This is a genomic window from Flavobacterium succinicans (assembly GCF_001662485.1).
In the GTDB taxonomy this organism is placed as follows: domain Bacteria; phylum Bacteroidota; class Bacteroidia; order Flavobacteriales; family Flavobacteriaceae; genus Flavobacterium; species Flavobacterium succinicans_A.
This window is the reverse complement of record NZ_JMTM01000053.1, coordinates 266,267-288,488: the sequence shown is the minus strand read 5'-3', so window position 1 is coordinate 288,488 and position 22,222 is coordinate 266,267. Positions and strand designations below refer to the sequence as shown.

Genomic DNA, 22,222 nt, shown 5'->3' with positions numbered 1-22,222 from the left:
AAAAAAATATAATAATATGATATTTGAATATCAAAAAAGACTTGTTTTAGAAAACTGATCACTAATAACTGAACACTGCTAACTTATTTACTTCCCTGTAAAATTGGCTTTTCTTTTTTCTAAGAATGCGGTAGTTCCTTCTTTAAAATCAGCTGTTCCGAAACATTTTCCAAAGTTTTTGATTTCGATTTCAAAACCATTTTTACCATCTTTATAATTGGCGTTGATGGCTTTTATAGCTCGACCAATGGCAAAAGGAGAGTTTTTCATGATTTTTTGAGCGATACCTTTGGTGAAATTTAATAAATCTGCTTGAGGTACTACATGATTTACCAAGCCATAGTTTTTGGCAGTTTCGGCGTCAATCATGCTAGCAGTCATAATCAATTCCATAGCACGACCTTTCCCAATGAGTTGTGGCAAACGTTGTGTCCCTCCGTACCCTGGAATTACCCCTAAGGAAACTTCAGGAAGTCCCATTTTGGCATTGTCTGAGGCAATTCTGAAGTGGCAAGCCATCGCCAATTCTAATCCACCTCCTAAAGCAAAACCATTAATAGCAGCAATAACTGGTGTTTTTAAATTTTCGATTAAATCGAATAATTTTTCTTGTCCTTCGCTAGCCAGTTGGGCACCTTCTGCAATGGTAAAATGAGCAAATTCAGAAATATCGGCGCCAGCAACAAATGCTTTTTCACCACTTCCTGTAATTAGTATCACCTGAATTTCTTTATTTTTCCCCAATGTTTTTATGGCTTTGTGCAGGTCATTTATGGTGTCAATATTCAAAGCATTTAACTTTGAAGGCCTGTTAATGGTAAGGATTGCAATATTGTTTTCTAATTCGATTAAAATATTTTCGTAGTTCATAACGCTATTTTTTAAGATTGGATAATAGGTAAAGTGACTTTAAAAGTAGTGCCTTTTCCTAATTGTGTATCAAAGGTAATTGTTCCGTTGTAATTTTCTATAATGTTTTTGATAATTCCTAGACCGAGGCCCATTCCGCTGGTTTTGGTAGTAAATTTGGGTTCGAATATTTTGGGAACTGTTTGCTCTGCGATTCCTACGCCGTTGTCTTGGACCAAAATGATGACTTGGTTGTGTTCTCTTTTTACGGCAACTTTGATGGCTTTTTCTTCCTGATTTTCTGGGATGGCTTGTATGGCATTTTTGACCAAATTGGTAATCACACGAATAAGTTGAGAGCGGTCCATACTCGAAATAATGGAAGGATACTGACTTTCAAAAACAATATAATCTTCATTGAAAATATCCAAAGCCAGTTCGACTACTTCCACCACATTTAGTGTTTCGTTTTGTTGGGCTGGCATAGAGGCAAAGTTGGAAAAAGCCGAAGCTACAGCACTCATAATATCGATTTGCTGAATTAAAGTTTCGGAATATTCGTTGAGCTTTTGTTTGACATCTACAGCGTTTGGATCAAATTTTCTTTGAAAACTTTGTACCGTTAATCGCATGGGTGTTAGTGGATTTTTAATCTCGTGCGCGACTTGTTTGGCCATTTCGCGCCAAGCACCTTCTCGTTCACTTTGAGCTAATTTTAGGGCACTTTTCTCTAATTTATCAACCATTTCGTTGTAAGAACGAATCAATAAATTAATTTCCAGACTATTGGCGTCCAAAACAATTTTTTCGTTTTTCTGCTCAATATTGGTTTCGCTCATTTTGTCGGCGATGGTTTTCAATGATTTGGTGATGTAAGTAGCCAAGAAATACGCCAAGGCAAAAGCGACTATCAACATGAAAGAATAGACTTGTCCTAATCTTATCAAGAAACTATTCAACTCTTTTTGATAAAAACTATCATCTTCAACGTAAGGTAAATTCAATACGCCAAGGGGTTTGAATTTATCGTCTTTGATTTGGCTGTACGACGAACGATTTTTGACTCCGTCGACAGTTTTGATGTCTACAAACCGTTTATCAATGGAGGAACGAACCAGTTTCAGAATGTATTTTGGAATAGGTGGAGATAACTTATCAATAGAAAATGATTCTTTAGATGATTTTAAAAGATGTCCGTCTAAACTGTAAATATTAATTTCGATGTTGTGAATTTGGGATAATTCGTGAATTTTATCTTTAAAAATTAAATCTAAATTTTTCGGTGTTAACGGATATGTGGTAGTGGACAGCACATAATTAATATGTTCTTTAATCGCTGTCTCTTTTCGTTCTAATCGTTCTTGATGGTAATCACGGGCTTCACTTTTAAACTGTAAAATAGAGATAGAAGCCAGCAAAACGCTAGAAACAACAATAACAACAATCATCGATAGGAAAATCCTAGTGCGCAAGGAAAGCATCGATATATTGAAATTGTTTAGCATAATTTTTTAGTGTTCAGTATTCAGACTGTTAGTGTTCAGTTAGTTTGCAAACGTATAACTCGGAGTTTAAACTTACAAATAGGCAAAGATTGAAAACTGATCACTAAAAACTGACCCCTGACCACTATTTCCTTTCTCTTATTCTTTTGTAAAAACGAAAACCCAACATAATAATAACTGAAAATAAAAAAATACCAATCACGCCATACACCCAGTTGAAGGCATTTTTGAGTACTACCAAAAACACCACCGCAAATAAAATAAGCGTTGCTCCTTCGTTCCAAATACGCATATAATTGGTAGTGTATTTTACTTCATTGCGTTGCAACTGTTTAAAAATTTGATGGCATCTAAAATGATACAAATACAATAAAAATACAAAACCTAGTTTAACATGCATCCAAGGCATTTGCAACCAACTTTTGCCTAAATCGGTAAAAAGTAACAACCAAAAAGCAATAAAAAAAGTAATAACTGCCGAGGGCCAAGTGATGATATACCACAAACGGTAGGCCATAAGGTTGTATTGTTTTTGCAAAATTTCTTTCTCGGGCGAGGGTTTGTCGGCAGCTTCAATTTGGTACACAAACAAGCGTACAATATAAAAAAGTCCTGCAAACCAAGTGACTACAAAAATAATGTGTAAGGATTTGAGGTAGTTGTAGAGTTCCATTTATTTTGATTTTAATTTCAAGGTTTGAAGGTATTATAGCAACCTCAAACCTTAAACAAATTTACACTTTCTTGAATTCGGTAATCCAATTCGCTACCACACCACACCATTCGTCCTCGTCATTCATACAAGGAACGGCCATAAATTCTTCCCCACCATGATGTAGGAACTGTTCATTGGCTTCCATGGCAATTTCTTCTAGTGTTTCTAAACAATCGGCCACAAAAGCTGGGGTTACAACCGCTAATTTCTTAATCCCTTGCTCTGGCATTTTATTGATTTCTACATCGGTGTAAGGAGTAAGCCATTTGTCTCCGGCCAAGCGCGATTGGAAGGTTTGGCTATATTTACCTTCTGGAATCCCTAATAATTTTACCACTTGTTTGGTCGTTTCATAACATTGGTGACGGTAGCAAAACTCATGAGCTGGCGAAGGCGTGTTACAGCAAGAACCATCAATTTTACAATGAGAATTCGTTACATCGGTTTTACGAATATGACGTTTTGGAATACCATGATACGAGAACAATAAATGGTCATAATCGAATCCTTCCAAATGTTTTTTGATAGAATTAGACAATGCTTGAATATAATCGGGTTTGTTGTAAAAGGCAGGAACATTCGTAAATGTCATTTCTGGGAAATACTTTTGACGTAGTTCTTCAGCCAAAACCACAATAGTAGTGGTTGAAGCCATGGCGTGTTGCGGATACAAAGGCAAAAGCATTACTTCGGTTACGCCTTGATCTTTCAATTCTTGTAAGCCTTTTTGAATGGTCATCGTTCCATAACGCATCGCTAAAGCCACAGGTACATCTACCAATTGTTTCACTTTTTGATGCATTTTTTTCGAAAGTACAATCAAAGGAGAACCTTCACTGGTCCAAATTCTCGCATAAGCTTCTGCCGATTTTTTAGGACGGGTTTGTAAAATAATGCCTCGAACGAGTAACGCACGCAATAGATAAGGAACATCGATTACATATTTGTCCATTAAAAATTCATCTAAATATGGTTTAACGTCCTTTGCAGTTGGACTTTCTGGAGAACCTAAGTTGACTAATAATACACCTTTCATGTTTTTTGTTTTATTTTTTTATTTAACCCTTGTCGGTTTCAAAATCCTACGAGGGTTGTATTTTTCATTTTGTAAAAGTAATTAATCTTCTTTTTTACTATTTTGCGTTTCTGTTTTTTTTTATCGATTGCTTGATATACGGTTTTTATTGAAACTACGTATTCGGATTTATCGACATCAAATATTTTTTGGGCGTGGTGCCAAATTTCTTTTTGAAAGCGGCTATGAAATGACTTCCGGTACTGTAGCCAATTTTCAAACCTACTTCGTTTACATTATAAGAACCACTGTCTAATAATTGACGGGCATAATCCATTTTGTAATCAAATAAAAATCCGTAAACCGTATCGCCATAAATTTGTTTGAATCCCATTTTTAACTTTTTCAAATTTAATCCAATGGTATCGGCTAGTTCTTGTAAGCCTGGTGGTTCAGCCATATTGGCAATGATAATTTCTTTGGCTTTTTTGATTTTCATCACATTATCTTCGTCTATTAAAAAAGGACATTGTTCCGCATTTGGGTCTTCGGAACGGTTGAAGTACAAGCTCAATAGCTCATAGCCTTTGCCTTTATAATACAAGTTTTTGATCGAAGGGTTTAAATTGTAATGAAACAACTGGGTTAATACGATGGCCATTGAGGGACTAATGTCGCCTTCTTTATAATACTTTTTATCCTTGTTGTCATCGCTCAAAAATGGAATGTGACTGGCTTCATTAGAAAAAAGCCCGTGAAATTTTTGTATCGAAATCAAAATAGTAATCACCCAAGTGTTGGGCGCTAATTCTAGATTAAGCGGTAATTCTTTTTGCGGATTGTAGAACAAATAGGATTTTTCTTCATTCATTTCTAAGGTATAGCTGCCTTGATTGAATAAAAATTTTGCTTTTCCTTTTAATCCAAAATGAAATTGAATCAATCCATTGCTTACTTCATGATGCGTGTGAAAAGGAGTTATGCCATCATTTTGAAAACGCAATAAGGTGAAATCTTCTTCTATTTTTATAATTTCTTGTGAACCCATAGCGACATTTTTTTAATAAAAAAAAGATTTCCATGAATGTTATTTATTTAGAATCACTCTAAATAATTCAATCATTAAGCCTTGTATTTGCTACAAAAATAAACGATTTTGCTATTAAATAACGAAATAAATCCAAAAAAACATTGAGCGACACAAAAAGAACTTTTAGCGTTGTTTTTATACAAGCTATAGTTCTAGCTTTGTTTCACTTTTACAGGAACTGTATTTATGGAAAAAAATCAAGGCGCTAAGCACCACTATTTTTACTCAGTTGGCTTAAGCTATAAAAAAGCCGATGCTGCTATTAGGGGTAAATTTAGTTTGGATGCATTGGCCAAAACCAATTTGCTTCAACAAGCAAAAAACGAGGGAATTCCAGCTTTAATCGTTACTTCAACCTGCAATCGTACCGAAATTTACGGCTACGCAGAGCACCCTTTTCAACTCATCAAATTGTTGTGCGAGAACAGCCAAGGCACCGTTGAAGAATTTCAAAAAGTAGCTTACGTTTTCAAAAATCAAGACGCTATTAATCATATTTTTAGAGTAGGAACGGGATTAGATAGTCAAATTTTAGGCGATTTCGAAATCATCAGTCAGCTTAAAAATGGCTTTGTTGAGTCGAAAGCGATGGAATTAACCAATGCTTTTATGGAGCGATTGATTAATTCTGTAATTCAGGCCAGTAAAAAAATTAAGACCGATACGGAGATAAGTTCTGGAGCCACATCGGTTTCTTTTGCCTCTGTACAATACATCATGAAAAACGTTCCAGACATCGGGAACAAGAATATTTTACTTTTTGGTACGGGTAAAATTGGCCGTAATACTTGCGAAAATTTGGTAAAACACACCAAAAACGAGCACATTACATTGATCAATAGAACCAAAGATAAAGCGGAGAAATTAGCAGGAAAACTCAATTTGATTGTAAAAGATCATTCCGAATTGCATCTCGAATTGCAAAAAGCCGATGTGGTTGTAGTGGCCACAGGCGCTCAAAAACCTACGGTTGACAAAGCGATTTTGAATCTGAAAAAACCCATGCTGATTCTGGATTTGTCTATTCCAAAAAACGTACACGAAAATGTAACTGAAATAGAAGGCGTGACGTTGATTCATCTGGATCACTTATCTCAAATGACTGATGAAACCTTAGAGAACAGGAAATTGCATATTCCCGCAGCAGAAGAAATCATTGAAACCATTAAAAATGAATTTTTGGTTTGGACAAAATCAAGAAAATTTGCCCCAACGATTCATGCTTTAAAAGAAAAGTTGAATGCTATCAAAACGGCTGAGCTAAATTTTCAAAGTAAAAAGTTAGCCGATTTCAACGAAGAACAAGCCGAAATCATCAGCAACCGCATCATTCAAAAAATCACGACCCATTTTGCCAATCACCTGAAAGATGAAGACACCATGGTAGATGAAAGCATTGAATGGATCGAAAAAATATTTCAAATAGAAACTAATGCGAAATAAGATTTAACCATTAAGAGATTATGAAAATTAAGGTTATACGTTTTAAAACTTAATTAACTTACATTCAACGCAAATCTTAATGTCCCATAAAATCTTAAGGGTAAAAACAAAACAAAGCCTTGGCTTAAAAAAAACAATTTTACCATTAAGGCATTAAGAGAATTAAGCAAAGCATTTAAAAAATATAATTTACAAAAACTTAATTACCTTAATCTCTTAATGGTAAAAATAAAACAAAGCCTTGGCTTAGAAACAATTTTACCATTAAGAGAATTAAGCAAAGTATTTAAAAAATATAATTTACAAAAACTTAATTACCTTAATATCCTAATGGTAAAAACAAAAAAATATACAACAAAAAAAGAGGTTACTCAATTAGCGTATGAAATCACAGGTTTTGCCATAAAAGTGCATAAAGCTTTAGGACCTGGACTTTTAGAAAGTATTTATGAGCAATGTCTTAAGTATGAATTAGAACAAAACGGATACGATGTTAAACAGCAATTAGTTGTCAAAATAGATTATTACGATCTTGAGTTAGAATCTGATTTAAGAATTGATTTACTTGTGAATGATTGTGTAGTTGTTGAATTAAAAGCAATAGAAAACCTTTTACCAATTCACGAAGCACAACTACTCACATACATGAAATTATTACAAAGACCTCAAGGATTATTAATTAATTTTAATACTTTGAATATAACAAAATCAATGAAACCTATTGTGAATGAGTATTTTGCAAGATTAATAGATTAAATATAAATAGTATCGTAAAGAAATTGAACCATTAAGTGATTAAAAAATTAAGTCTAAAAGTTTTAAAACTTAATTTTCTTATATACAACACAAAGCTTAATGTCCCTTAATACCTTAATGGTAAAAAAATGAAAAATGGCAGAAAAAACAATACGTATAGGAACTCGCGATAGCGAACTCGCGCTTTGGCAAGCCCACACGGTCGAGAAAAAACTAAACGACTTAGGATATAAAACAGAGATTATCGCAGTGAAATCAGAAGGCGATATCATTTTGGACAAACCGCTATACGAATTAGGAATCACCGGAATTTTCACCAAAACCCTTGATGTTGCTATGATTAGCGGTCAAGTCGATATTGCGGTACATTCTATGAAAGATGTGCCCACCGCATTGCCACAAGGCATTGTGCAAGCCGCCGTTTTAGAGCGCGCAAACACCCTGGATATTTTGGTACACAAAGGCAATCTTGATTTTCTTCAAGGTAGCGGGACCATCGCCACCGGAAGTTTGCGTCGCCAAGCGCAATGGTTACACAAATTTCCCAATCATCAAGTGGTAGACCTTCGTGGAAATGTTAATACTCGTATGCAAAAATTGCAAGACAGTGACTGGAATGGAGCCGTTTTTGCCGCCGCAGGATTAGAGCGCATCAATTTAAAACCAACGGATTTTATCAATCTGGATTGGATGATTCCCGCACCAGCGCAAGGAGCAATGGTAGTAGTTGCCATGGCCGAGGACGAGTTTTGTCGCGAAGCCGTATCCGAATTGAACGATATCGAAACCGAGGTGTGTACCCACATCGAGCGTCAATTTTTGCGCCGTCTCGAAGGAGGTTGTACCGCACCCATCGGAGCTTTGGCAACATATAACGAGGAAGAAGACACCATTCATTTCGAAGGCGTCCTTTTTTCCATCGACGGCCAACAAAAAATAGCCATCAACAAAGTCGTACCCATCGAAGAGTGGAAAAATCTAGGCTACCATTCAGCCGAAGAAATCCTCAATAATGGCGGCACCGAGTTGATGAAAACGATAAAAGAAAAACTAAAGAAATAATGAATTCAAAAGCAGTTATTTTATCAACCAAAACCCTTTCGGATGCGCAGCGTCAAAAAATACTAGCAGCAGGTTTTGAGCTATTTGAGGAGGATTTTATTGCTACAAAAAAACAAGAATACGAGTTGAATAACGTCAACGACAATTTGATTTTCACCAGTCAAAATGCCGCACAGCGCATTCTAGAAAACGCCAATATCGACAATTTAAAGACCAAAAATGTATTTTGTGTTGGACTAAAAACAAAAATTCTGTTATCTGAAGCTGGATTTAATGTCGTTGCTTATACGGGTTATGCTTCGGACTTAGCTGAAATTATCACTTTGATTTATGGTCATGAAAGTTATACTTTTTTTAGCGGTAATTTGCGCAAAGAAACCCTACCAGACGCTTTAAAAGAAGCTGGAGTGCAATTCAATGAGATTCAAGTTTACGAAACTATATTAACTCCATGCAAAATTCTTGAGAAACTGGATGGAATCCTTTTTTTCAGCCCATCGGGAGTGGAGAGTTACTTGAAAAACAATGTGATAAAAAACGAAATTTGTTTTTGCATAGGCGAAACCACTGCCGAGGCTTTAGAAAAACACAAGATTAAAAACATCATCGTAGCTGATGAGCCCACTATTGAATCAGTCATAGACGATGTAATTGCAGAATATGAATAAACAAAAACCCCTTCACGTTGAAAGGGTTCAGATATAAAATAAAATAAATAATAGCACCTGTCTTTTTACGGAACACCACCGAAAACAGCACACTGAAAACCGAAAACTATGTTAAAGAACGACCTATTTTTAAAAGCATTAAAAGGAGAAACCGTAGAACGTCCACCAGTTTGGATGATGCGTCAAGCCGGAAGATATTTACCAGAATTTCGTGCTTTGCGTGACAAATATGATTTCTTCACGCGTTGCGAAACGCCAGAATTAGCTGCTGAAATTACCGTGCAACCTATTCGTATCGTAGGACCAGATGCAGCGATTTTGTTTTCGGATATTTTGGTAGTGCCACGTGCTATGGGAATTCACGTTGAATTGAAAGACAATTTAGGTCCCATAATTCCAAATCCTATTCGCACTATGGAGCAAGTCAATCAAGTGATTGTTCCAAATATCGAAGAAACCTTAGGTTACGTAATGGATGCGGTGAAATTGACCAAAGAAATGCTAAATGATGAGGTGCCTTTAATTGGTTTTGCAGGTTCGCCTTGGACAATTTTCTGCTATGCAGTAGAAGGAAAAGGTTCTAAAAGTTTTGACACGGCCAAAGGTTTTTGCTTCTCTAACCCAGTGGCGGCCCATACCTTATTGCAAAAAATCACCGACACCACTATTTTATACTTGAAAGAAAAAGTAAAAGCTGGAGTAAATGCCGTTCAAATTTTTGATTCTTGGGGTGGAATGTTGTCACCTGTGGATTACCAAGAATTCTCTTGGAAATACATCAACCAAATCGTTGAGGCTTTGGCTGAGGTAACGCCAGTAATTGTTTTCGGAAAAGGATGCTGGTTTGCTTTGAACGAAATGGGAAAAAGCAAAGCTTCTGCTCTTGGAGTAGATTGGACTTGTACACCAAGAAATGCGCGTTATTTATCTGGTGGAAATATTACTTTGCAAGGAAATTTCGATCCTTCAAGATTATTGTCACCTATTCCAACCATCAAGAAAATGGTCCATGAAATGATAGACGAATTTGGTACCGATAAATACATCGCCAATTTAGGACACGGCATTTTACCTAATATTCCTGTAGACCACGCCAAGGCATTTGTTGATGCGGTAAAGGAATATAGAAAGAAATAGTTAGCTCATATCTTATCCTGCAAGGTTTTTTTTAACCTTGTAGGTATGTTTGAAAGTCTAGCTAAAAAAGGAATACCTACAAGGTCTAGAAAATGACCTTGCAAGATAACACAAAATAATTAAAATGCTAAGCAAAGGATTGCGAGATAAAGAAAGTACCCGAATAGATCATTGTCTAAAGCAGTTGCATTCTTTAGTATTGCCACCTTTGGATTGGAATTTAGACCGAAAAGCCGCACTCGAAGGGGAGCTGAAAGACTTCGCAATGGATTTGGAAAGTCTGAACGTTTTTTCACCAGAGGATTTGATGGTTCATTTGCAACGCCTTCATTTTGATTGGAACCAAATGGAATCCTTTGCCGATTTTTTAATAGCGTTTTCTGCAGTAAGTCCCTTTTCTTTTTCAGAAAAAGCACTTGCTATTTATCGTTTTATCCAAAAAGAAAGTAAGGTGTTTTCGTTTGGAATCAATGCTAAAATAGCGGCTTTAACGGACATCAATACTAACACAAAATAAATTCCTAGTTCCCCTTTCCTTTGGAGAGGGGTTAGGGGTGAGGCTTATGAAAAATAAATTTTACACTTACATACAAAACCTTCAAGACCAAATCGTAGCCGGATTAGAAGCGGTTGATGGTCAGGCCAAATTCAAAGAAGACCTTTGGAATCGTCCAGAAGGTGGAGGCGGAAGAACACGTGTAATCGAGAACGGTGCTGTTTTCGAAAAAGGCGGTGTCAATATTTCGGCAGTACACGGCAAACTACCAGACAGTATGCAAAAATTGTTCAACGTTGGTGAAGCTGATTTTTTTGCCTGCGGCTTGAGTTTGGTGTTGCATCCCAAAAATCCGATGGTTCCCACAGTACACGCCAATTGGCGTTATTTTGAAATGTATGATCCCTCGACTTCGCTCGGGACAGGTTCAAGAAAAGTTATTCAGCAATGGTTTGGAGGAGGACAGGATTTAACGCCTTATTATTTGTTTGAAGAAGATGCTGTTCATTTTCATCAAACTTGTAAAACGGCATGCGACAAGCATAATTCTGAGTTTTATCCTAAATATAAAAAACAGTGCGACGCCTATTTCTGGAATGCACATCGCAACGAGGCTCGAGGCATTGGTGGCTTATTCTTTGATTATTGCAAAGCTTCTGAAGCGATGAGTATGGAAGATTGGTACAATTTCGTAACCGAAGTAGGCAATAGTTTCCTTCAAGCTTACGTTCCCATTGTAGAACGAAGAAAAAATTTGCCCTACAATCAGGAACAACGCACTTGGCAGGAAATCCGTCGAGGACGTTATGTTGAATTCAATTTGGTGCACGACAAAGGCACTTTGTTTGGTTTAAAAACCAACGGAAGAATTGAGAGTATTTTGATGTCTTTACCACCTCACGTGCAATGGGTGTATGACCATCATCCAGTTGCAGGAAGCGAAGAAGAAAAATTGATTACTACTTTAATGCAACCAAAAGAATGGGTTTAAAAAAAATAGTACTTTTTTGGCTTGTTGGGCTTTTGTGTTGCAAAGCACAAGAGCCATCTGAGCAACATGATTATTTTAAATCGTATGATGATAAAGTAATTACGAGTGTTTATTATCTTGATACTTCTAATAGTTTTCAATTTGCTTCAAAGACTGATGGAGTGACTAATTATTTGAATTTGATTCCCAATAGGAGAGAGCAAATTGGATTAAGTTTGAGTTATAAACTTATAGATATTAGTTACGGTATTTCTCCGCGTTTTTTTGATGTAAACAAAGATAATTCCAATTCTAGTTTGGTCAATTTTGGGACACGCTTTATCGTCAAACAATGGATGCAGACGTTGTTATATTCCAATCAAAAAGGATTTTATGCAGAAGATAGTGAATTTAAGTCTTCATTTCCGAAAATGCGTTCTGTCAAAATAGGAGGAACCACGTCGTATATTTTTAATCCTAAATTTTCTTTCAAAACCATTGCCAATCAAAACCAATGGCAAACCACGAGTTCGGGTAGTTTTATACCAACCTTGTCGATTTATAATACCTCTCTTAATTTGAATGATGGGAATGGTGATAATAAAAGCAATATTTGGTTGGCCACATTGTCGCCTTCTTATTACTACAATTGGGTAATTAGCAAACGTGTTTTGGTGTCGTCTGGGATTGCACTTGGTGCTGGTTTTAATATAATTGATGGAGATTTTTCAAGTGTACTAGAATCTACGTTGAATTTCAAACTCGGGTACAATTCTGATTCTTTTTTTTCCTTCGTAACTCTTAATTATTCTGTCTTCGTTCAAGATAATGATAGTCTTTTTAATTTTAATGAAGATATTAGCACTTTAAGAGTGACCGCAGGCTATCGATTTGATCCACCTAAAAAAGTAAAACAACTATACGATAAAGGCGCTAAGGCTATTGGGTTATAAAAAAAAGGCGATTTCAATGGTAGAAATCGCCTTTTTTCTGTTATTTCTGACTGATCTCATCAATCAGGTCTAGCGTTTGGAGCATAATGTTTTTGTCTCCTTTTACTGTATTCAATCGAAGGTCAACTTTTAATTTATTATCCGTTACTTTTTTAGGAGATTCCATGCTAATGGTTTTGAATTTTGAAGCAAAAGCGTTCAAGTACTTTTTATCTTTTGTGTTATTTTTTTCGGTTTTCAAATAAGTATCCGCCATTTTCTGAATATCAAATGCAGCCGAAATGGTGTTTTGCTTTAGACTTTTTTGAATACCATTTTTAAAATTCCCCTCGTTGGTTTGGGTTTGTTCCAAAAGGTTGGTTACCACAAGCACATCTTGATTTTTTACGATATAAACGGTACCAAATTCGCTTGTGCCAACTATTTCATAAAAACCGTTTTTAGACAACAACATTTTTTTGCGAACTCCCAAATCAATCAATTTATCATAAAATGTAGCATGGGTAGCGGTAAAAATCATTGTAAACTCAGGAATCGTTTTGGTTACCATTTTTTCAACTTCAACGGATTCGTAGTTTTCGTCGTATTCAAACGTTTTGGTTTTTACTTCCTTCGATTTCACTTCGTGAAGAAACAAACTAATATCACCATCAAATAAGGTGGCGGTTGCTTTTTCATCGACTAAGGTGGTAATCAAATCGGTTACAAAACTAAAATCTTCGTTCATAAAGACAGTGTTCAAAAAAATTTCACCAATCATATGGGGCATATTTTCTAGCAAAGCTTTCGAATTAAAATGATACGAAAAATAGCCTAGGGGTTCTTGTTCAGGGAAGTAAGCAAAGATTTTTTTGTTTATTTTTCGGTCGTTTATTTTTCCCATCATATCCGCAATTGGCTTTGAGTATTCGATGGTTTCTTCTATACGAGCATTGTCATTGTCAAAATAAAAATCAAAATTCATCCCTTTGATAAACGTGTCAATTCCTTTTTGCAAAGGCAAATATTTACCGTAGGCACCTAACTGAGTTAAAGTAGAAAAGGAAGAACTCAAATTGGTTAGGAATCCGCCATAATTTACCCACGACGAAATATCGGCGGTTGGGTTTATTTTGGATGAAGTTGGGGCAACAAAACCTTTCTCGAAAAGTGATTTTGTAAAATTGATTTGTTTTATTTTTTGAATGCTATCAAAAGCAATTCTTTGGGTTTCGTAGGCTGCGTAATAAGTGTCGTTGGAATAGGTGTCTTCTGTTGTAGCATCATTCGTTTCGTATTCAACCGGAGCATCAGCAGGAGGCGCAACATCAACCACAACTTCTTCTTGTATTTCTTCTACGGGAGAGGTTTCGGCTGGGTCGCCATAGGTTTCACCTGTTACTGTTGGCGCAGCAACCGAATCTACAATTACGTCTCGTTTTGGAGCAATATCACTATATTTTTTGGTCAATTCAAAAAACACTAAATAGGAATCATTCCAAGCTATGGTAAACTTTTGGTCAGTCGAATTTAGCATCGCATAGTTGCCAAATTCCTGAATTTCGAATTTCGTTATCGAATCAGAATTGGCTTTTTTTTCATTTCTTTTGGTCAAAAAAGCTTTTAATTTTTCCTTGTTTCTAATGGGAATTGTGGCTTGATAGTAGGTGATACTATCGGTAAAATTACCCACAACACTTGCATTTTTTTCTAAATCAAATAGAGCGGTAAACTCATTCGTATGAAAGTCAGCATTTTCTTTTTGCAACTTATTCAATAGCGGATGATTGGTGAGTTGCTCTATTTTGACTTTTTTAGTGAACTGAGCTCCGTTGTATTGCACAAAATAGTCATAATTTTTGGAGGGTTGTTGACAAAAACCAATGTAGCTTATTAATAAAAAGAGATAGGTCAATAACGATTTCATGTGAGAAGTTTAGATTTAGGGATTCAGTAGAATAGTATTGTTCATTAATGAAGATTTCTTGAGTACATTATACATGCTTTGTTTCAAGAAGACCGTTTTTTTGTTTTTAGCGATTTTACTGTTACCGTTTGTTGCGCCTGTTATGTCTTTGTCAAAAGTGTAAACGGCGATAATATTGGCTTGTTCTAAGTCGGTCTTCTTTTTGGGGTCTTTTACCAGTTTTTCAGGAACAGGATAAGAAGCAATACGCTCGAAGGTTTTGCCATTGCTGTTGAAATGTACTTGGTTTTTTTGTTTATTAATCACATTCACCACTGCATTCAAGGCTTTGAGATTTTGGTAAGTGAATTGAATTGTAAAAATATAGTGTTCAAAGTCAGTTTTCGTGCTTAGGTTAGTAATACCTTCAATTTTTGAAGCGGTTCGTTTAAAGTCGAGTAATTTTTGAGTAATTTCTTCTTCATTTGGAATTTTGACGCCATCGACTTCTTCTAACCACATAGCCGATTTGGTTTTGAACCAAGATTTAGAAAAATCTACAATAAGTGTATAGTCACCACTTTGATTGTCGTGGTGCTTTATTTTTTCTGTAATTTCAAAACAACTAGTTAAGAGCCAACAGCAACATAAGACAAGAATTTTCTTCATCAGGCAAATTTAAACGAAATATACTGAGTCAAAGTATGTTTTACTAAAATAAATGAGCTATATTCAAGTGAAAAGAAGTGAAAAACTACTATTTATAATGTCTTAGCGTTCTTTATTTTCGCCTATTTTCTGTAATTTTACACTTTCGATTCAAAAAGTTGAATTGTGATCAAAATATAAAACACACCTACATGTTTCCACTACACAGAAACCGTCGCTTACGAGTGAACGAATCCATCCGAAGCTTAGTTAGAGAAACCACTTTAAGTCCTACCGATTTTATGTTTCCCATGTTTATAGCAGAGGGCGAAAATGTACAAGTCGAAATTCCTTCCATGCCAGGAATCTACCGCCGTTCCATTGATTTAACAGTTGCAGAGGTCAAAGAAATTTATGCATTAGGCATTCGTGCGGTCAATATTTATGTAAAAGTTAGCGAAGCGCTAAAAGACAATACCGGTAAAGAAGCTTGGAATCCCAACGGATTAATGCAACAAGCCATTCGTGCCATCAAAGCGGCTTGCCCAGAAATGATTGTTATGCCCGATGTGGCTTTAGACCCTTATTCTATTTATGGTCACGACGGAATCATTGCCAATGGCGATGTAGAAAATGACTCCACCAACGATGCTTTGGTAAAAATGGCCGTTTCGCATGCTGAGGCAGGAGCTGATTTTGTAGCGCCAAGCGATATGATGGACGGACGCGTATTGCGTTTGCGTCAAGGATTGGATGCTGCAGGCTATCATCATGTGGGGATTATGAGTTATTCGGCCAAGTATGCTTCGGCATTTTATGGGCCATTTCGCGATGCGCTAGACAGTGCCCCAAAACCAGCCGAAATCGATACTGAGCCTGTCGAAGTACCAAAAGACAAAAAAACCTATCAAATGGATTATGCCAATCGCATCGAAGCCATCAAAGAGGCCTTGTCTGATGTGGAAGAAGGTGCCGATATGGTAATGGTAAAACCCGGAATCGCCTATTTGGATATCGTGCGTGAGGTAAAAAATACCGTGAATGTACCTGTAACGGTTTTCCATGTTTCGGGCGAATATGCTATGATTAAAGCCGCAGCAGAACGAGGTTGGCTCGATCATGACAAAATTATGATGGAACAATTAATGTGTATCAAGCGAGCAGGAGCGAGTTTAATCTCGACTTATTTTGCTAAAGAAGCTGCGATACTTTTAAATCGATAAAAAAATGAAAAAATTAGCACTAATTGCCATTGCTTTTCTTGTTTTTTCTTGTAAAAAAGAAAGCGCCGAACCTTTTGGTACTTCAACAACTACCGATATAAAATCAGAAGCAACTCTAACGCCCGAGGCATTAGGAAAAGAGCTGTTTGAAAATAAAGGAGCCTGCATTGCCTGCCATAGAGTAGATGCCAAGTTAATTGGGCCAAGCGTTCAAGAAATGGCAAAAACCTATAAAGAACAAAACGGAAACATCATCGCTTTCCTCAAAGAAGAAGCAAAACCCATTATGGATCCAGCTCAATATGAAGTGATGAAAGCAAACCTCGCCATCACCAAAGCCATGTCTGAGGAAGAATTAAAAGCAATAGAAGCCTATGTTAATTCGCATTTGAAATAAACCAAGGAGCTAATCTTTTTGAATAAAAAAATGGAAGAACCAAGCGGAGCGTAGCTTGAACTCCACTAGAAATGCAAACGCGTAAAAAAAATTCATGGTTTTGAAGAAGACATCGAAGATTACATTTGATCCAAACAACAATAGTAAAAACAAATGAATTGATTCATGGAACTCCGCTAAAAAATATAAAAAACAGTAAAGTACTTTAGTTGTACTAGATTTCTAATTCTGGTATAAACCTCAATTTCACAAAAAAATTAAACAAAAGCCATTTCAATTGAGATGGTTTTTTTTTAATCATTATATTTGAAAACATAGAAAACCATTAAGATGAAAATTAAAATTACAAGCGCATTATTTTTTTTAATAGGTTATACTTTACTTGCTCAACACTCTATCATTCCAACTCCAGTAAATTATATTGCTCAAAAAGGAATTTTTGTTTTTACTCCTAAAACAAAAGTTTATTTAATAAGCAGTAATTCAGAACTACGTCAAATTATCGATTTGCATTTCAGGTCTTTTTTTGGGGCAGGAGTTATGGTTTCTTCAGAAAAGCCAAAGAGTAATTCCAATTATATTTCTTTAGAAATAAACAAAACCCAAGACGCTTCTGTCGGAAAGGAAGGGTACACTTTGGATGCTAACGAAAAAACAATTGAATTAAAAGCGAATACAATCACAGGTTTATTTTATGCCTTGCAAACTTTTGATCAATTATTTCCAGTTGAAGAATTAAGTAAAGAAAGTATTTCTATTCCTGCATGTAAAATTAAAGATTACCCTCGTTTTGGTTGGAGAGGATTAATGCTCGATGTGAGCAGGCATTTCTTTTCAATAAGCGAAGTGAAAGAATACATCGATTGGATGTCTAAATATAAATTCAATGTTTTGCATTGGCATCTCACAGATGATAACGGTTGGAGAATCCAAATCAAAGCCTTGCCAAAACTTACCGAAATTGGAGCCTGGAGAGTAGAAAGATTTGGCTTATTTGGTGAACGAGAAGCTCCAAATCAAGCAGAAAAAACTCCTTATGGAGGATTTTATACTCAAGATGAAATAAAGGATGTCATAAAATATGCCTCCGAAAGAAAAATTTCAATTTTACCCGAAATTGACGTGCCAGGACACAGTATGGCATTATTGGCGGCTTATCCTGAATTGTCTACTAAAAAAGAGCCTAAGATGGTTAACCCGGGTTCTAAATTTTCAGAATGGCATGGTGACGGAACTTTTACAATGACCATTGAAAATTCTTTAAATCCATCAGACGAAAGAGTCTATGCCTTACTCGATACCATATTTGGCGAAATAGCTTCTTTATTTCCAGGACAATACATTCACTTAGGCGGAGATGAATGCTATCATGGTTATTGGGAGAAAGATGCCAATTGCCAAGCATTGATGAAAAAAGAAAACTTGAAGAATTCCAAAGAATTGCAAAGTTATTTCATAAAAAAAATAGAAAAAATTATCAGCTCCAAAGGAAAGAAAGTGATCGGTTGGGACGAGATTTTAGAAGGTGGTTTGGCAGATGGCGTTGCGGTAATGAGTTGGAGAAGCATTGAAAGCGGGATAAAGGCGGCCAAAATGGGACACGAAGTCGTTATGTCGCCAACTAAACATGCTTATTTAGATTATATTCAAGGAGATAGTTCTGTTGAAGTACCCATTTATGCAAGCCTTTCCTTGAAAAAAGCGTATGAGTTTGAGCCTGCTCCCGCTGAAGTAGATCCAAAATATATTTTGGGAGGGCAAGCAAATCTATGGACGGAAAATGTGCCAACGATTCAACATGCATTTTATATGACATATCCAAGAGCTTTCGCAATAAGTGAATCGGTTTGGAGCCCATCAAAAAATAAAAATTGGGATGATTTTTCTAAAAGGGTAGAGCAACATTTCAAAAGATTTGATGGTATAGAAAAACCAATTTGTAAGGCAGTTTATGACCCTATTGTTGAAACAAAAAACGAAGGTAATAAAATGATTTGTACGCTTTCTAGCGAATTATCTAATGTAGATTTGTATTATACCATAGATGGCTCTTTCCCAGCGAAATATTCCCCAAAATACACTAAACCTTTTGAGATTCCAAACGGAGAAATCATTTTTCGAGTAGTAGCTTATAGAAATGGAATCCAAATAGGCAGAATGTTAACCATTAGTAAAGAATTACTAAAAAAAAGACTTGAACAGTAAAATATAAATGGAAACCGCTGCTATCAATACCCCACTAGGAATCGCCCAAATAATAGGAGATACCAACGGCATTGCTAAAATTTCCGTTATCGATGAGGGAGAAGTTTCCACTGAAATACCAACTGTTTTGCAAGAAGCCGTTACCCAACTTAGTGACTATTTTCAAGGCAATCGCACCCATTTTGATTTCAAACTTAATCCCAAAGGAACCGAATTCCAACAAAAAGTGTGGCAAGCCCTACTCGAAATTCCCTTCGGAAAAACCTGTAGTTATATGGATTTGTCCAAAAAACTAGGCGATGTCAAAGCCATTCGAGCCGTCGCTTCGGCCAACGGAAAAAATCCGCTATGGATCGTAGTGCCCTGTCACAGAGTCATTGGCACCGATGGCTCACTAACGGGCTATGCTGGAGGATTGTGGCGCAAAAAATGGCTATTGGAACACGAAAGTCCATCCGGTCAACAAACACTTTTCTAAAATTTTAGCTACAAATTTCCGAATTTTATTTTCAATTATTTAAATTCGTGAATAAATCACTTACAAATGATCGAAAAAATAAACCTCAACAACATTCTTTTCCTAGACATAGAAACCGTTCCCGAAGTAGAAAACTTCAACACTTTGGATGACGAAATGAAAGCGCTTTGGGATCACAAAACACTATACCAACGCAAAGACGATTTTACACCGGAAGAATTTTATGATCGCGCTGGAATTTGGGCCGAGTTTGGAAAAATTGTATGCATTTCGGTAGGCTATTTTATCATCAAAGGGGACATTCGTAATTTTAGAGTCACCTCTTTTTTTGGTGAAGAAAAACAGCTATTGAAGGATTTTAGTAATCTAATCAACAATCATTTTAATCAGCCGCAACATGTTTTGTGTGGTCATAATGCCAAAGAATTTGACATTCCGTTTTTAGCAAGAAGAATGATCATCAACCAAATGCCTATTCCTGATAAACTCAATTTATTTGGCAAAAAACCTTGGGAGATTCCGCATTTGGACACCTTAGAATTATGGAAATTTGGCGATTACAAGCATTTTACTTCCTTGAAGTTACTATGCAAAGTACTCGGAATTCCTTCGCCAAAAGGCGATATCGATGGCAGCCAAGTCGGACATGTTTTTTATGTAGAGAAAGACATCGATCGCATCGTAACCTATTGCGAAAAAGATACTATTGCCGTGGCGCAGATTTTCCTTCGCCTTCGCAGAGAAGATCTACTGATTGACGAAGAGATTATTCACGTGTAAATTAACGCTAAATGTATAAAAAAGCTTTTTTTGTAATTTTTAGTCTTGTTGGATTTGTTTCATTATTTCTGCCTTTTAATAAAGTTATTATCATCAGTTGTGCTTTGGATGGTGGTGGCTCTACGGACTATTATTATGATCCTTTTATTAAGTATTTGGTTGATTTTTTTACTTTCCAATCTATTACTTTTTTAGATGTTTTTGAATTTTTAGCGTTTATCTTAATAATTTTTTCACTTGTGATTACGCCTCTATTTCTTTTTTATAATAGAAAAAAAATTAGTTTGTTGTTGATTGTTTTAACATTAGGATTGATGATTATTTCTCTTTACAATTCCTATGATAGTTTAGGTTACGGTTATTACATAATTTTTCTTCAACAAAGTGTTCTTTTGGTTCTTACTATTTTATCAAAAAACAAAATATTACATTTACAAAAATTATAAATTATGGTATTGAGTAGATTTTGGTTGGTTATATTTATTTCTTCCATCCTTTTTGTTGTAGTGAGTTTGTTTTCGGGCAATAGTTATACTATCGATCATGTTTTGAATGGCAAAAAAGACGATCCTATTTTACTATCAGAACACTATCTAGAGCAAATGCCTGTTTTTATCAAAGACAGTCTTAAAAAGGCACCCGATCAAACCATGGTCATCAACCGAGACACCCTAAACGCTGACACTACTTATGTGTATAAAAACAAAGTGGTAAAAGTATTTAGCGGCGTTCAAAAATCTGATGGGCTTTTGCCAACATGTAAAAGTACGTTGCTCGATTTGATCTTGCCATTGATGGCTTACCTAGCTTTTTTCTGTGGACTGATGGAATTGTTAATCATTTCAGGGGCTTCCGAAAAACTAGCTAAAGTATTGAGCCCAGTGTTCGTAAAAGTATTTCCTAGTATTCCTAAAAATCATCCTTCGATTTCCTATATGACCTTGAATTTTGCTGCAAATTTCTTAGGGTTAGATTCCGCAGCCACGCCATTTGGATTAAAAGCGATGGAAAGCTTGCAAACCATCAATCCCGAAAAAGATAAAGCCAGTGATGCGCAGATCATGTTCATGTGTTTGCACGCATCGGGACTTACATTGATTGCTACTTCTATCATTGGTTATCGTGCTGCAGCAGGAGCTAGCAATCCAGCCGATGTAATGTTGCCTTGTATTATCACTTCTTTCATCGGAACCATTGCGGCTTTCTTGATTGTGGGCGTAAAACAAAAAATCAATTTCAAAAGTGCTTCATTAGTGCTAGGATTAATGGTTTTAATCGCCGCTATTGTAGGTTTATTGATGTATGTGAATCACTTGGATTTAATAGGTAAAAATTACTTTACTTCTAATCTTTCAGCTTTAATTTTAGTAGCCATTATTGCTTTTACACTGATTTTGTCTTTTGTAAAAGAAAAGAAATTTACAGAGGCAGGCACCACCGTTTACGAAGCTTTTGTAACGGGAGCCAATAATGGAGTGAAAACAGGAGTAACGATTTTTCCCTACGTTTTGGGTATGTTGGTCGCTATTTCTTTGTTCCGAAATAGTGGTTTATTCGAAATTGTGAGCAATTGGGTTGCTTTTGCCTTTTCTAATATGGGAGTTAACAAACAAATCACCGATGCATTGCCAGTAGCTTTGCTTAGACCGTTTAGCTCGGCAGGATCACGCGGCTTTTTGATCGATTCCATGAATACGTTTGGAGCCGATTCGATGACCGGAAGACTCAGTAGTATTTTTCAATGCAGCGCCGAAAGTACTTTTTATGTAATTGCGGTTTATTTTGGTTCGGTAAATATCAAAAATACCCGTTATGCTTTAGGAACGATGTTGTTGGTAGACGTGATTTGTGTGATTACGGCTATTTTCGTGGCTAGCTGGTTTTTTTAGATGATTGTAATAAAATAATGATACGCTCCCAACGGATTTCAATCCGTTTGGTGAATGT

At 36.0% G+C, this 22,222-nt stretch carries 22 protein-coding genes; 15 read left to right on the top strand and 7 right to left on the bottom strand.

Annotated features, from left to right (window positions below):
* Nucleotides 1–87: 87 nt before the first annotated feature.
* From FLB_RS10190 to FLB_RS10170, 5 genes are all read right to left on the bottom strand, one after another.
* Nucleotides 88–870 (bottom strand): enoyl-CoA hydratase/isomerase family protein, encoded by a 783-nt coding sequence (locus FLB_RS10190; protein WP_064715844.1) that lies wholly within the window; start codon nt 868–870, stop codon nt 88–90.
* Nucleotides 871–881: 11 nt separating this feature from the next.
* The gene (locus FLB_RS10185) at nt 882–2,354 is read right to left on the bottom strand and encodes a sensor histidine kinase (RefSeq protein ID WP_231891072.1); all 1,473 of its coding nucleotides are present in this window, start codon (nt 2,352–2,354) and stop codon (nt 882–884) included.
* Nucleotides 2,355–2,478: 124 nt separating this feature from the next.
* A complete protein-coding gene (locus FLB_RS10180; protein WP_064715842.1) occupies nt 2,479–3,027 on the bottom strand; it encodes a CopD family protein in 549 nt (182 codons plus the stop codon).
* 61 nt (nt 3,028–3,088) lie between these two features.
* On the bottom strand, nt 3,089–4,105 hold the full coding sequence (gene hemH / locus FLB_RS10175) for a ferrochelatase (protein WP_064715841.1): 1,017 nt from the start codon (nt 4,103–4,105) through the stop codon (nt 3,089–3,091).
* 154 nt (nt 4,106–4,259) lie between these two features.
* Complete coding sequence (locus FLB_RS10170) at nt 4,260–5,132, bottom strand: helix-turn-helix domain-containing protein (RefSeq protein ID WP_064715840.1); 873 nt, start codon at nt 5,130–5,132, stop codon at nt 4,260–4,262.
* Nucleotides 5,133–5,360: 228 nt separating this feature from the next.
* On the opposite strand from FLB_RS10170, the gene hemA reads away from it, so the two are divergent.
* The 8 genes from hemA to FLB_RS10130 all read left to right on the top strand — a co-directional run bounded on the left by hemA (nt 5,361) and on the right by FLB_RS10130 (nt 12,659).
* Nucleotides 5,361–6,617 carry a glutamyl-tRNA reductase gene (gene hemA / locus FLB_RS10165; protein ID WP_064715839.1) on the top strand — a complete coding sequence of 419 codons (1,257 nt, stop codon included), beginning with the start codon at nt 5,361–5,363 and terminating at the stop codon, nt 6,615–6,617.
* Between the two features lie 330 nt (nt 6,618–6,947).
* Nucleotides 6,948–7,373, top strand: a complete 426-nt coding sequence (locus FLB_RS10160; RefSeq protein ID WP_064715875.1) for a GxxExxY protein — start codon at nt 6,948–6,950, stop codon at nt 7,371–7,373.
* A 135-nt stretch (nt 7,374–7,508) separates the two neighbouring features.
* Complete coding sequence (gene hemC, locus FLB_RS10155; protein WP_064715838.1) at nt 7,509–8,435, top strand: hydroxymethylbilane synthase; 927 nt, start codon at nt 7,509–7,511, stop codon at nt 8,433–8,435.
* On the top strand, nt 8,435–9,103 hold the full coding sequence (locus FLB_RS10150) for a uroporphyrinogen-III synthase (protein ID WP_064715837.1): 669 nt from the start codon (nt 8,435–8,437) through the stop codon (nt 9,101–9,103). The genes hemC and FLB_RS10150 overlap by 1 nt, the downstream gene beginning before the upstream one ends.
* Before the next feature lie 108 nt (nt 9,104–9,211).
* Nucleotides 9,212–10,240, top strand: a complete 1,029-nt coding sequence (gene hemE, locus FLB_RS10145) for a uroporphyrinogen decarboxylase (RefSeq protein ID WP_064715836.1) — start codon at nt 9,212–9,214, stop codon at nt 10,238–10,240.
* Nucleotides 10,241–10,364: 124 nt separating this feature from the next.
* Nucleotides 10,365–10,757: a hypothetical protein gene (locus FLB_RS10140; protein ID WP_064715835.1), complete on the top strand. Its 393-nt coding sequence runs from the start codon at nt 10,365–10,367 to the stop codon at nt 10,755–10,757.
* Between the two features lie 46 nt (nt 10,758–10,803).
* Nucleotides 10,804–11,727, top strand: a complete 924-nt coding sequence (hemF, locus tag FLB_RS10135; RefSeq protein WP_064715834.1) for an oxygen-dependent coproporphyrinogen oxidase — start codon at nt 10,804–10,806, stop codon at nt 11,725–11,727.
* Nucleotides 11,718–12,659 carry a DUF4421 family protein gene (locus FLB_RS10130; RefSeq protein WP_064715833.1) on the top strand — a complete coding sequence of 314 codons (942 nt, stop codon included), beginning with the start codon at nt 11,718–11,720 and terminating at the stop codon, nt 12,657–12,659. Before hemF ends, FLB_RS10130 begins: the two co-directional genes overlap by 10 nt.
* Before the next feature lie 40 nt (nt 12,660–12,699).
* Here the strand turns inward: FLB_RS10130 and FLB_RS10125 are convergent, their stop codons facing one another.
* Both FLB_RS10125 and FLB_RS10120 read right to left on the bottom strand, forming a co-directional pair.
* Nucleotides 12,700–14,565 (bottom strand): hypothetical protein, encoded by a 1,866-nt coding sequence (locus tag FLB_RS10125; protein WP_064715832.1) that lies wholly within the window; start codon nt 14,563–14,565, stop codon nt 12,700–12,702.
* Nucleotides 14,566–14,580: 15 nt separating this feature from the next.
* Nucleotides 14,581–15,213 (bottom strand): hypothetical protein, encoded by a 633-nt coding sequence (locus FLB_RS10120; protein ID WP_064715831.1) that lies wholly within the window; start codon nt 15,211–15,213, stop codon nt 14,581–14,583.
* 191 nt (nt 15,214–15,404) lie between these two features.
* Here FLB_RS10120 and hemB point away from each other — a divergent pair, with 191 nt between their 5' ends.
* The 7 genes from hemB to FLB_RS10085 all read left to right on the top strand — a co-directional run bounded on the left by hemB (nt 15,405) and on the right by FLB_RS10085 (nt 22,164).
* A complete protein-coding gene (hemB, locus tag FLB_RS10115; protein WP_064715830.1) occupies nt 15,405–16,415 on the top strand; it encodes a porphobilinogen synthase in 1,011 nt (336 codons plus the stop codon).
* A gap of 4 nt (nt 16,416–16,419) precedes the next feature.
* A complete protein-coding gene (locus FLB_RS10110) occupies nt 16,420–16,812 on the top strand; it encodes a c-type cytochrome (protein ID WP_064715829.1) in 393 nt (130 codons plus the stop codon).
* A gap of 330 nt (nt 16,813–17,142) precedes the next feature.
* Nucleotides 17,143–19,017 carry a beta-N-acetylhexosaminidase gene (locus FLB_RS10105; RefSeq protein ID WP_064715828.1) on the top strand — a complete coding sequence of 625 codons (1,875 nt, stop codon included), beginning with the start codon at nt 17,143–17,145 and terminating at the stop codon, nt 19,015–19,017.
* Nucleotides 19,018–19,024: 7 nt separating this feature from the next.
* Nucleotides 19,025–19,495 (top strand): methylated-DNA--[protein]-cysteine S-methyltransferase, encoded by a 471-nt coding sequence (locus FLB_RS10100; protein WP_064715827.1) that lies wholly within the window; start codon nt 19,025–19,027, stop codon nt 19,493–19,495.
* A 66-nt stretch (nt 19,496–19,561) separates the two neighbouring features.
* Nucleotides 19,562–20,275, top strand: coding sequence for a 3'-5' exonuclease (locus FLB_RS10095; RefSeq protein ID WP_064715826.1), 714 nt, complete (start codon nt 19,562–19,564; stop codon nt 20,273–20,275).
* An 11-nt stretch (nt 20,276–20,286) separates the two neighbouring features.
* Complete coding sequence (locus FLB_RS10090; protein ID WP_064715825.1) at nt 20,287–20,721, top strand: hypothetical protein; 435 nt, start codon at nt 20,287–20,289, stop codon at nt 20,719–20,721.
* Nucleotides 20,722–20,724: 3 nt separating this feature from the next.
* On the top strand, nt 20,725–22,164 hold the full coding sequence (locus FLB_RS10085; RefSeq protein WP_064715824.1) for a nucleoside recognition domain-containing protein: 1,440 nt from the start codon (nt 20,725–20,727) through the stop codon (nt 22,162–22,164).
* The last annotated feature ends 58 nt before the right edge of the window (nt 22,165–22,222 follow it).

Bases quoted from the DNA above. Each gene is read 5' to 3' on its own strand.
- FLB_RS10125 (WP_064715832.1), bottom strand. From the start codon at position 14,565: ATGAAATCGTTATTGACCTATCTCTTTTTATTAATAAGCTACATTGGT.
- FLB_RS10130 (WP_064715833.1), top strand. From the start codon at position 11,718: ATGGGTTTAAAAAAAATAGTACTTTTTTGGCTTGTTGGGCTTTTGTGT.
- FLB_RS10170 (WP_064715840.1), bottom strand. From the start codon at position 5,132: ATGGGTTCACAAGAAATTATAAAAATAGAAGAAGATTTCACCTTATTG.
- FLB_RS10095 (WP_064715826.1), top strand. From the start codon at position 19,562: ATGATCGAAAAAATAAACCTCAACAACATTCTTTTCCTAGACATAGAA.
- FLB_RS10190 (WP_064715844.1), bottom strand. From the start codon at position 870: ATGAACTACGAAAATATTTTAATCGAATTAGAAAACAATATTGCAATC.
- hemH (WP_064715841.1), bottom strand. From the start codon at position 4,105: ATGAAAGGTGTATTATTAGTCAACTTAGGTTCTCCAGAAAGTCCAACT.
- FLB_RS10185 (WP_231891072.1), bottom strand. From the start codon at position 2,354: ATGCTAAACAATTTCAATATATCGATGCTTTCCTTGCGCACTAGGATT.
- hemA (WP_064715839.1), top strand. From the start codon at position 5,361: ATGGAAAAAAATCAAGGCGCTAAGCACCACTATTTTTACTCAGTTGGC.
- FLB_RS10160 (WP_064715875.1), top strand. From the start codon at position 6,948: ATGGTAAAAACAAAAAAATATACAACAAAAAAAGAGGTTACTCAATTA.
- FLB_RS10120 (WP_064715831.1), bottom strand. From the start codon at position 15,213: ATGAAGAAAATTCTTGTCTTATGTTGCTGTTGGCTCTTAACTAGTTGT.
- FLB_RS10105 (WP_064715828.1), top strand. From the start codon at position 17,143: ATGAAAATTAAAATTACAAGCGCATTATTTTTTTTAATAGGTTATACT.
- FLB_RS10180 (WP_064715842.1), bottom strand. From the start codon at position 3,027: ATGGAACTCTACAACTACCTCAAATCCTTACACATTATTTTTGTAGTC.
- hemE (WP_064715836.1), top strand. From the start codon at position 9,212: ATGTTAAAGAACGACCTATTTTTAAAAGCATTAAAAGGAGAAACCGTA.
- FLB_RS10140 (WP_064715835.1), top strand. From the start codon at position 10,365: ATGCTAAGCAAAGGATTGCGAGATAAAGAAAGTACCCGAATAGATCAT.
- FLB_RS10100 (WP_064715827.1), top strand. From the start codon at position 19,025: ATGGAAACCGCTGCTATCAATACCCCACTAGGAATCGCCCAAATAATA.
- hemB (WP_064715830.1), top strand. From the start codon at position 15,405: ATGTTTCCACTACACAGAAACCGTCGCTTACGAGTGAACGAATCCATC.
- FLB_RS10085 (WP_064715824.1), top strand. From the start codon at position 20,725: ATGGTATTGAGTAGATTTTGGTTGGTTATATTTATTTCTTCCATCCTT.
- hemF (WP_064715834.1), top strand. From the start codon at position 10,804: ATGAAAAATAAATTTTACACTTACATACAAAACCTTCAAGACCAAATC.
- FLB_RS10150 (WP_064715837.1), top strand. From the start codon at position 8,435: ATGAATTCAAAAGCAGTTATTTTATCAACCAAAACCCTTTCGGATGCG.
- FLB_RS10090 (WP_064715825.1), top strand. From the start codon at position 20,287: ATGTATAAAAAAGCTTTTTTTGTAATTTTTAGTCTTGTTGGATTTGTT.
- hemC (WP_064715838.1), top strand. From the start codon at position 7,509: ATGGCAGAAAAAACAATACGTATAGGAACTCGCGATAGCGAACTCGCG.
- FLB_RS10110 (WP_064715829.1), top strand. From the start codon at position 16,420: ATGAAAAAATTAGCACTAATTGCCATTGCTTTTCTTGTTTTTTCTTGT.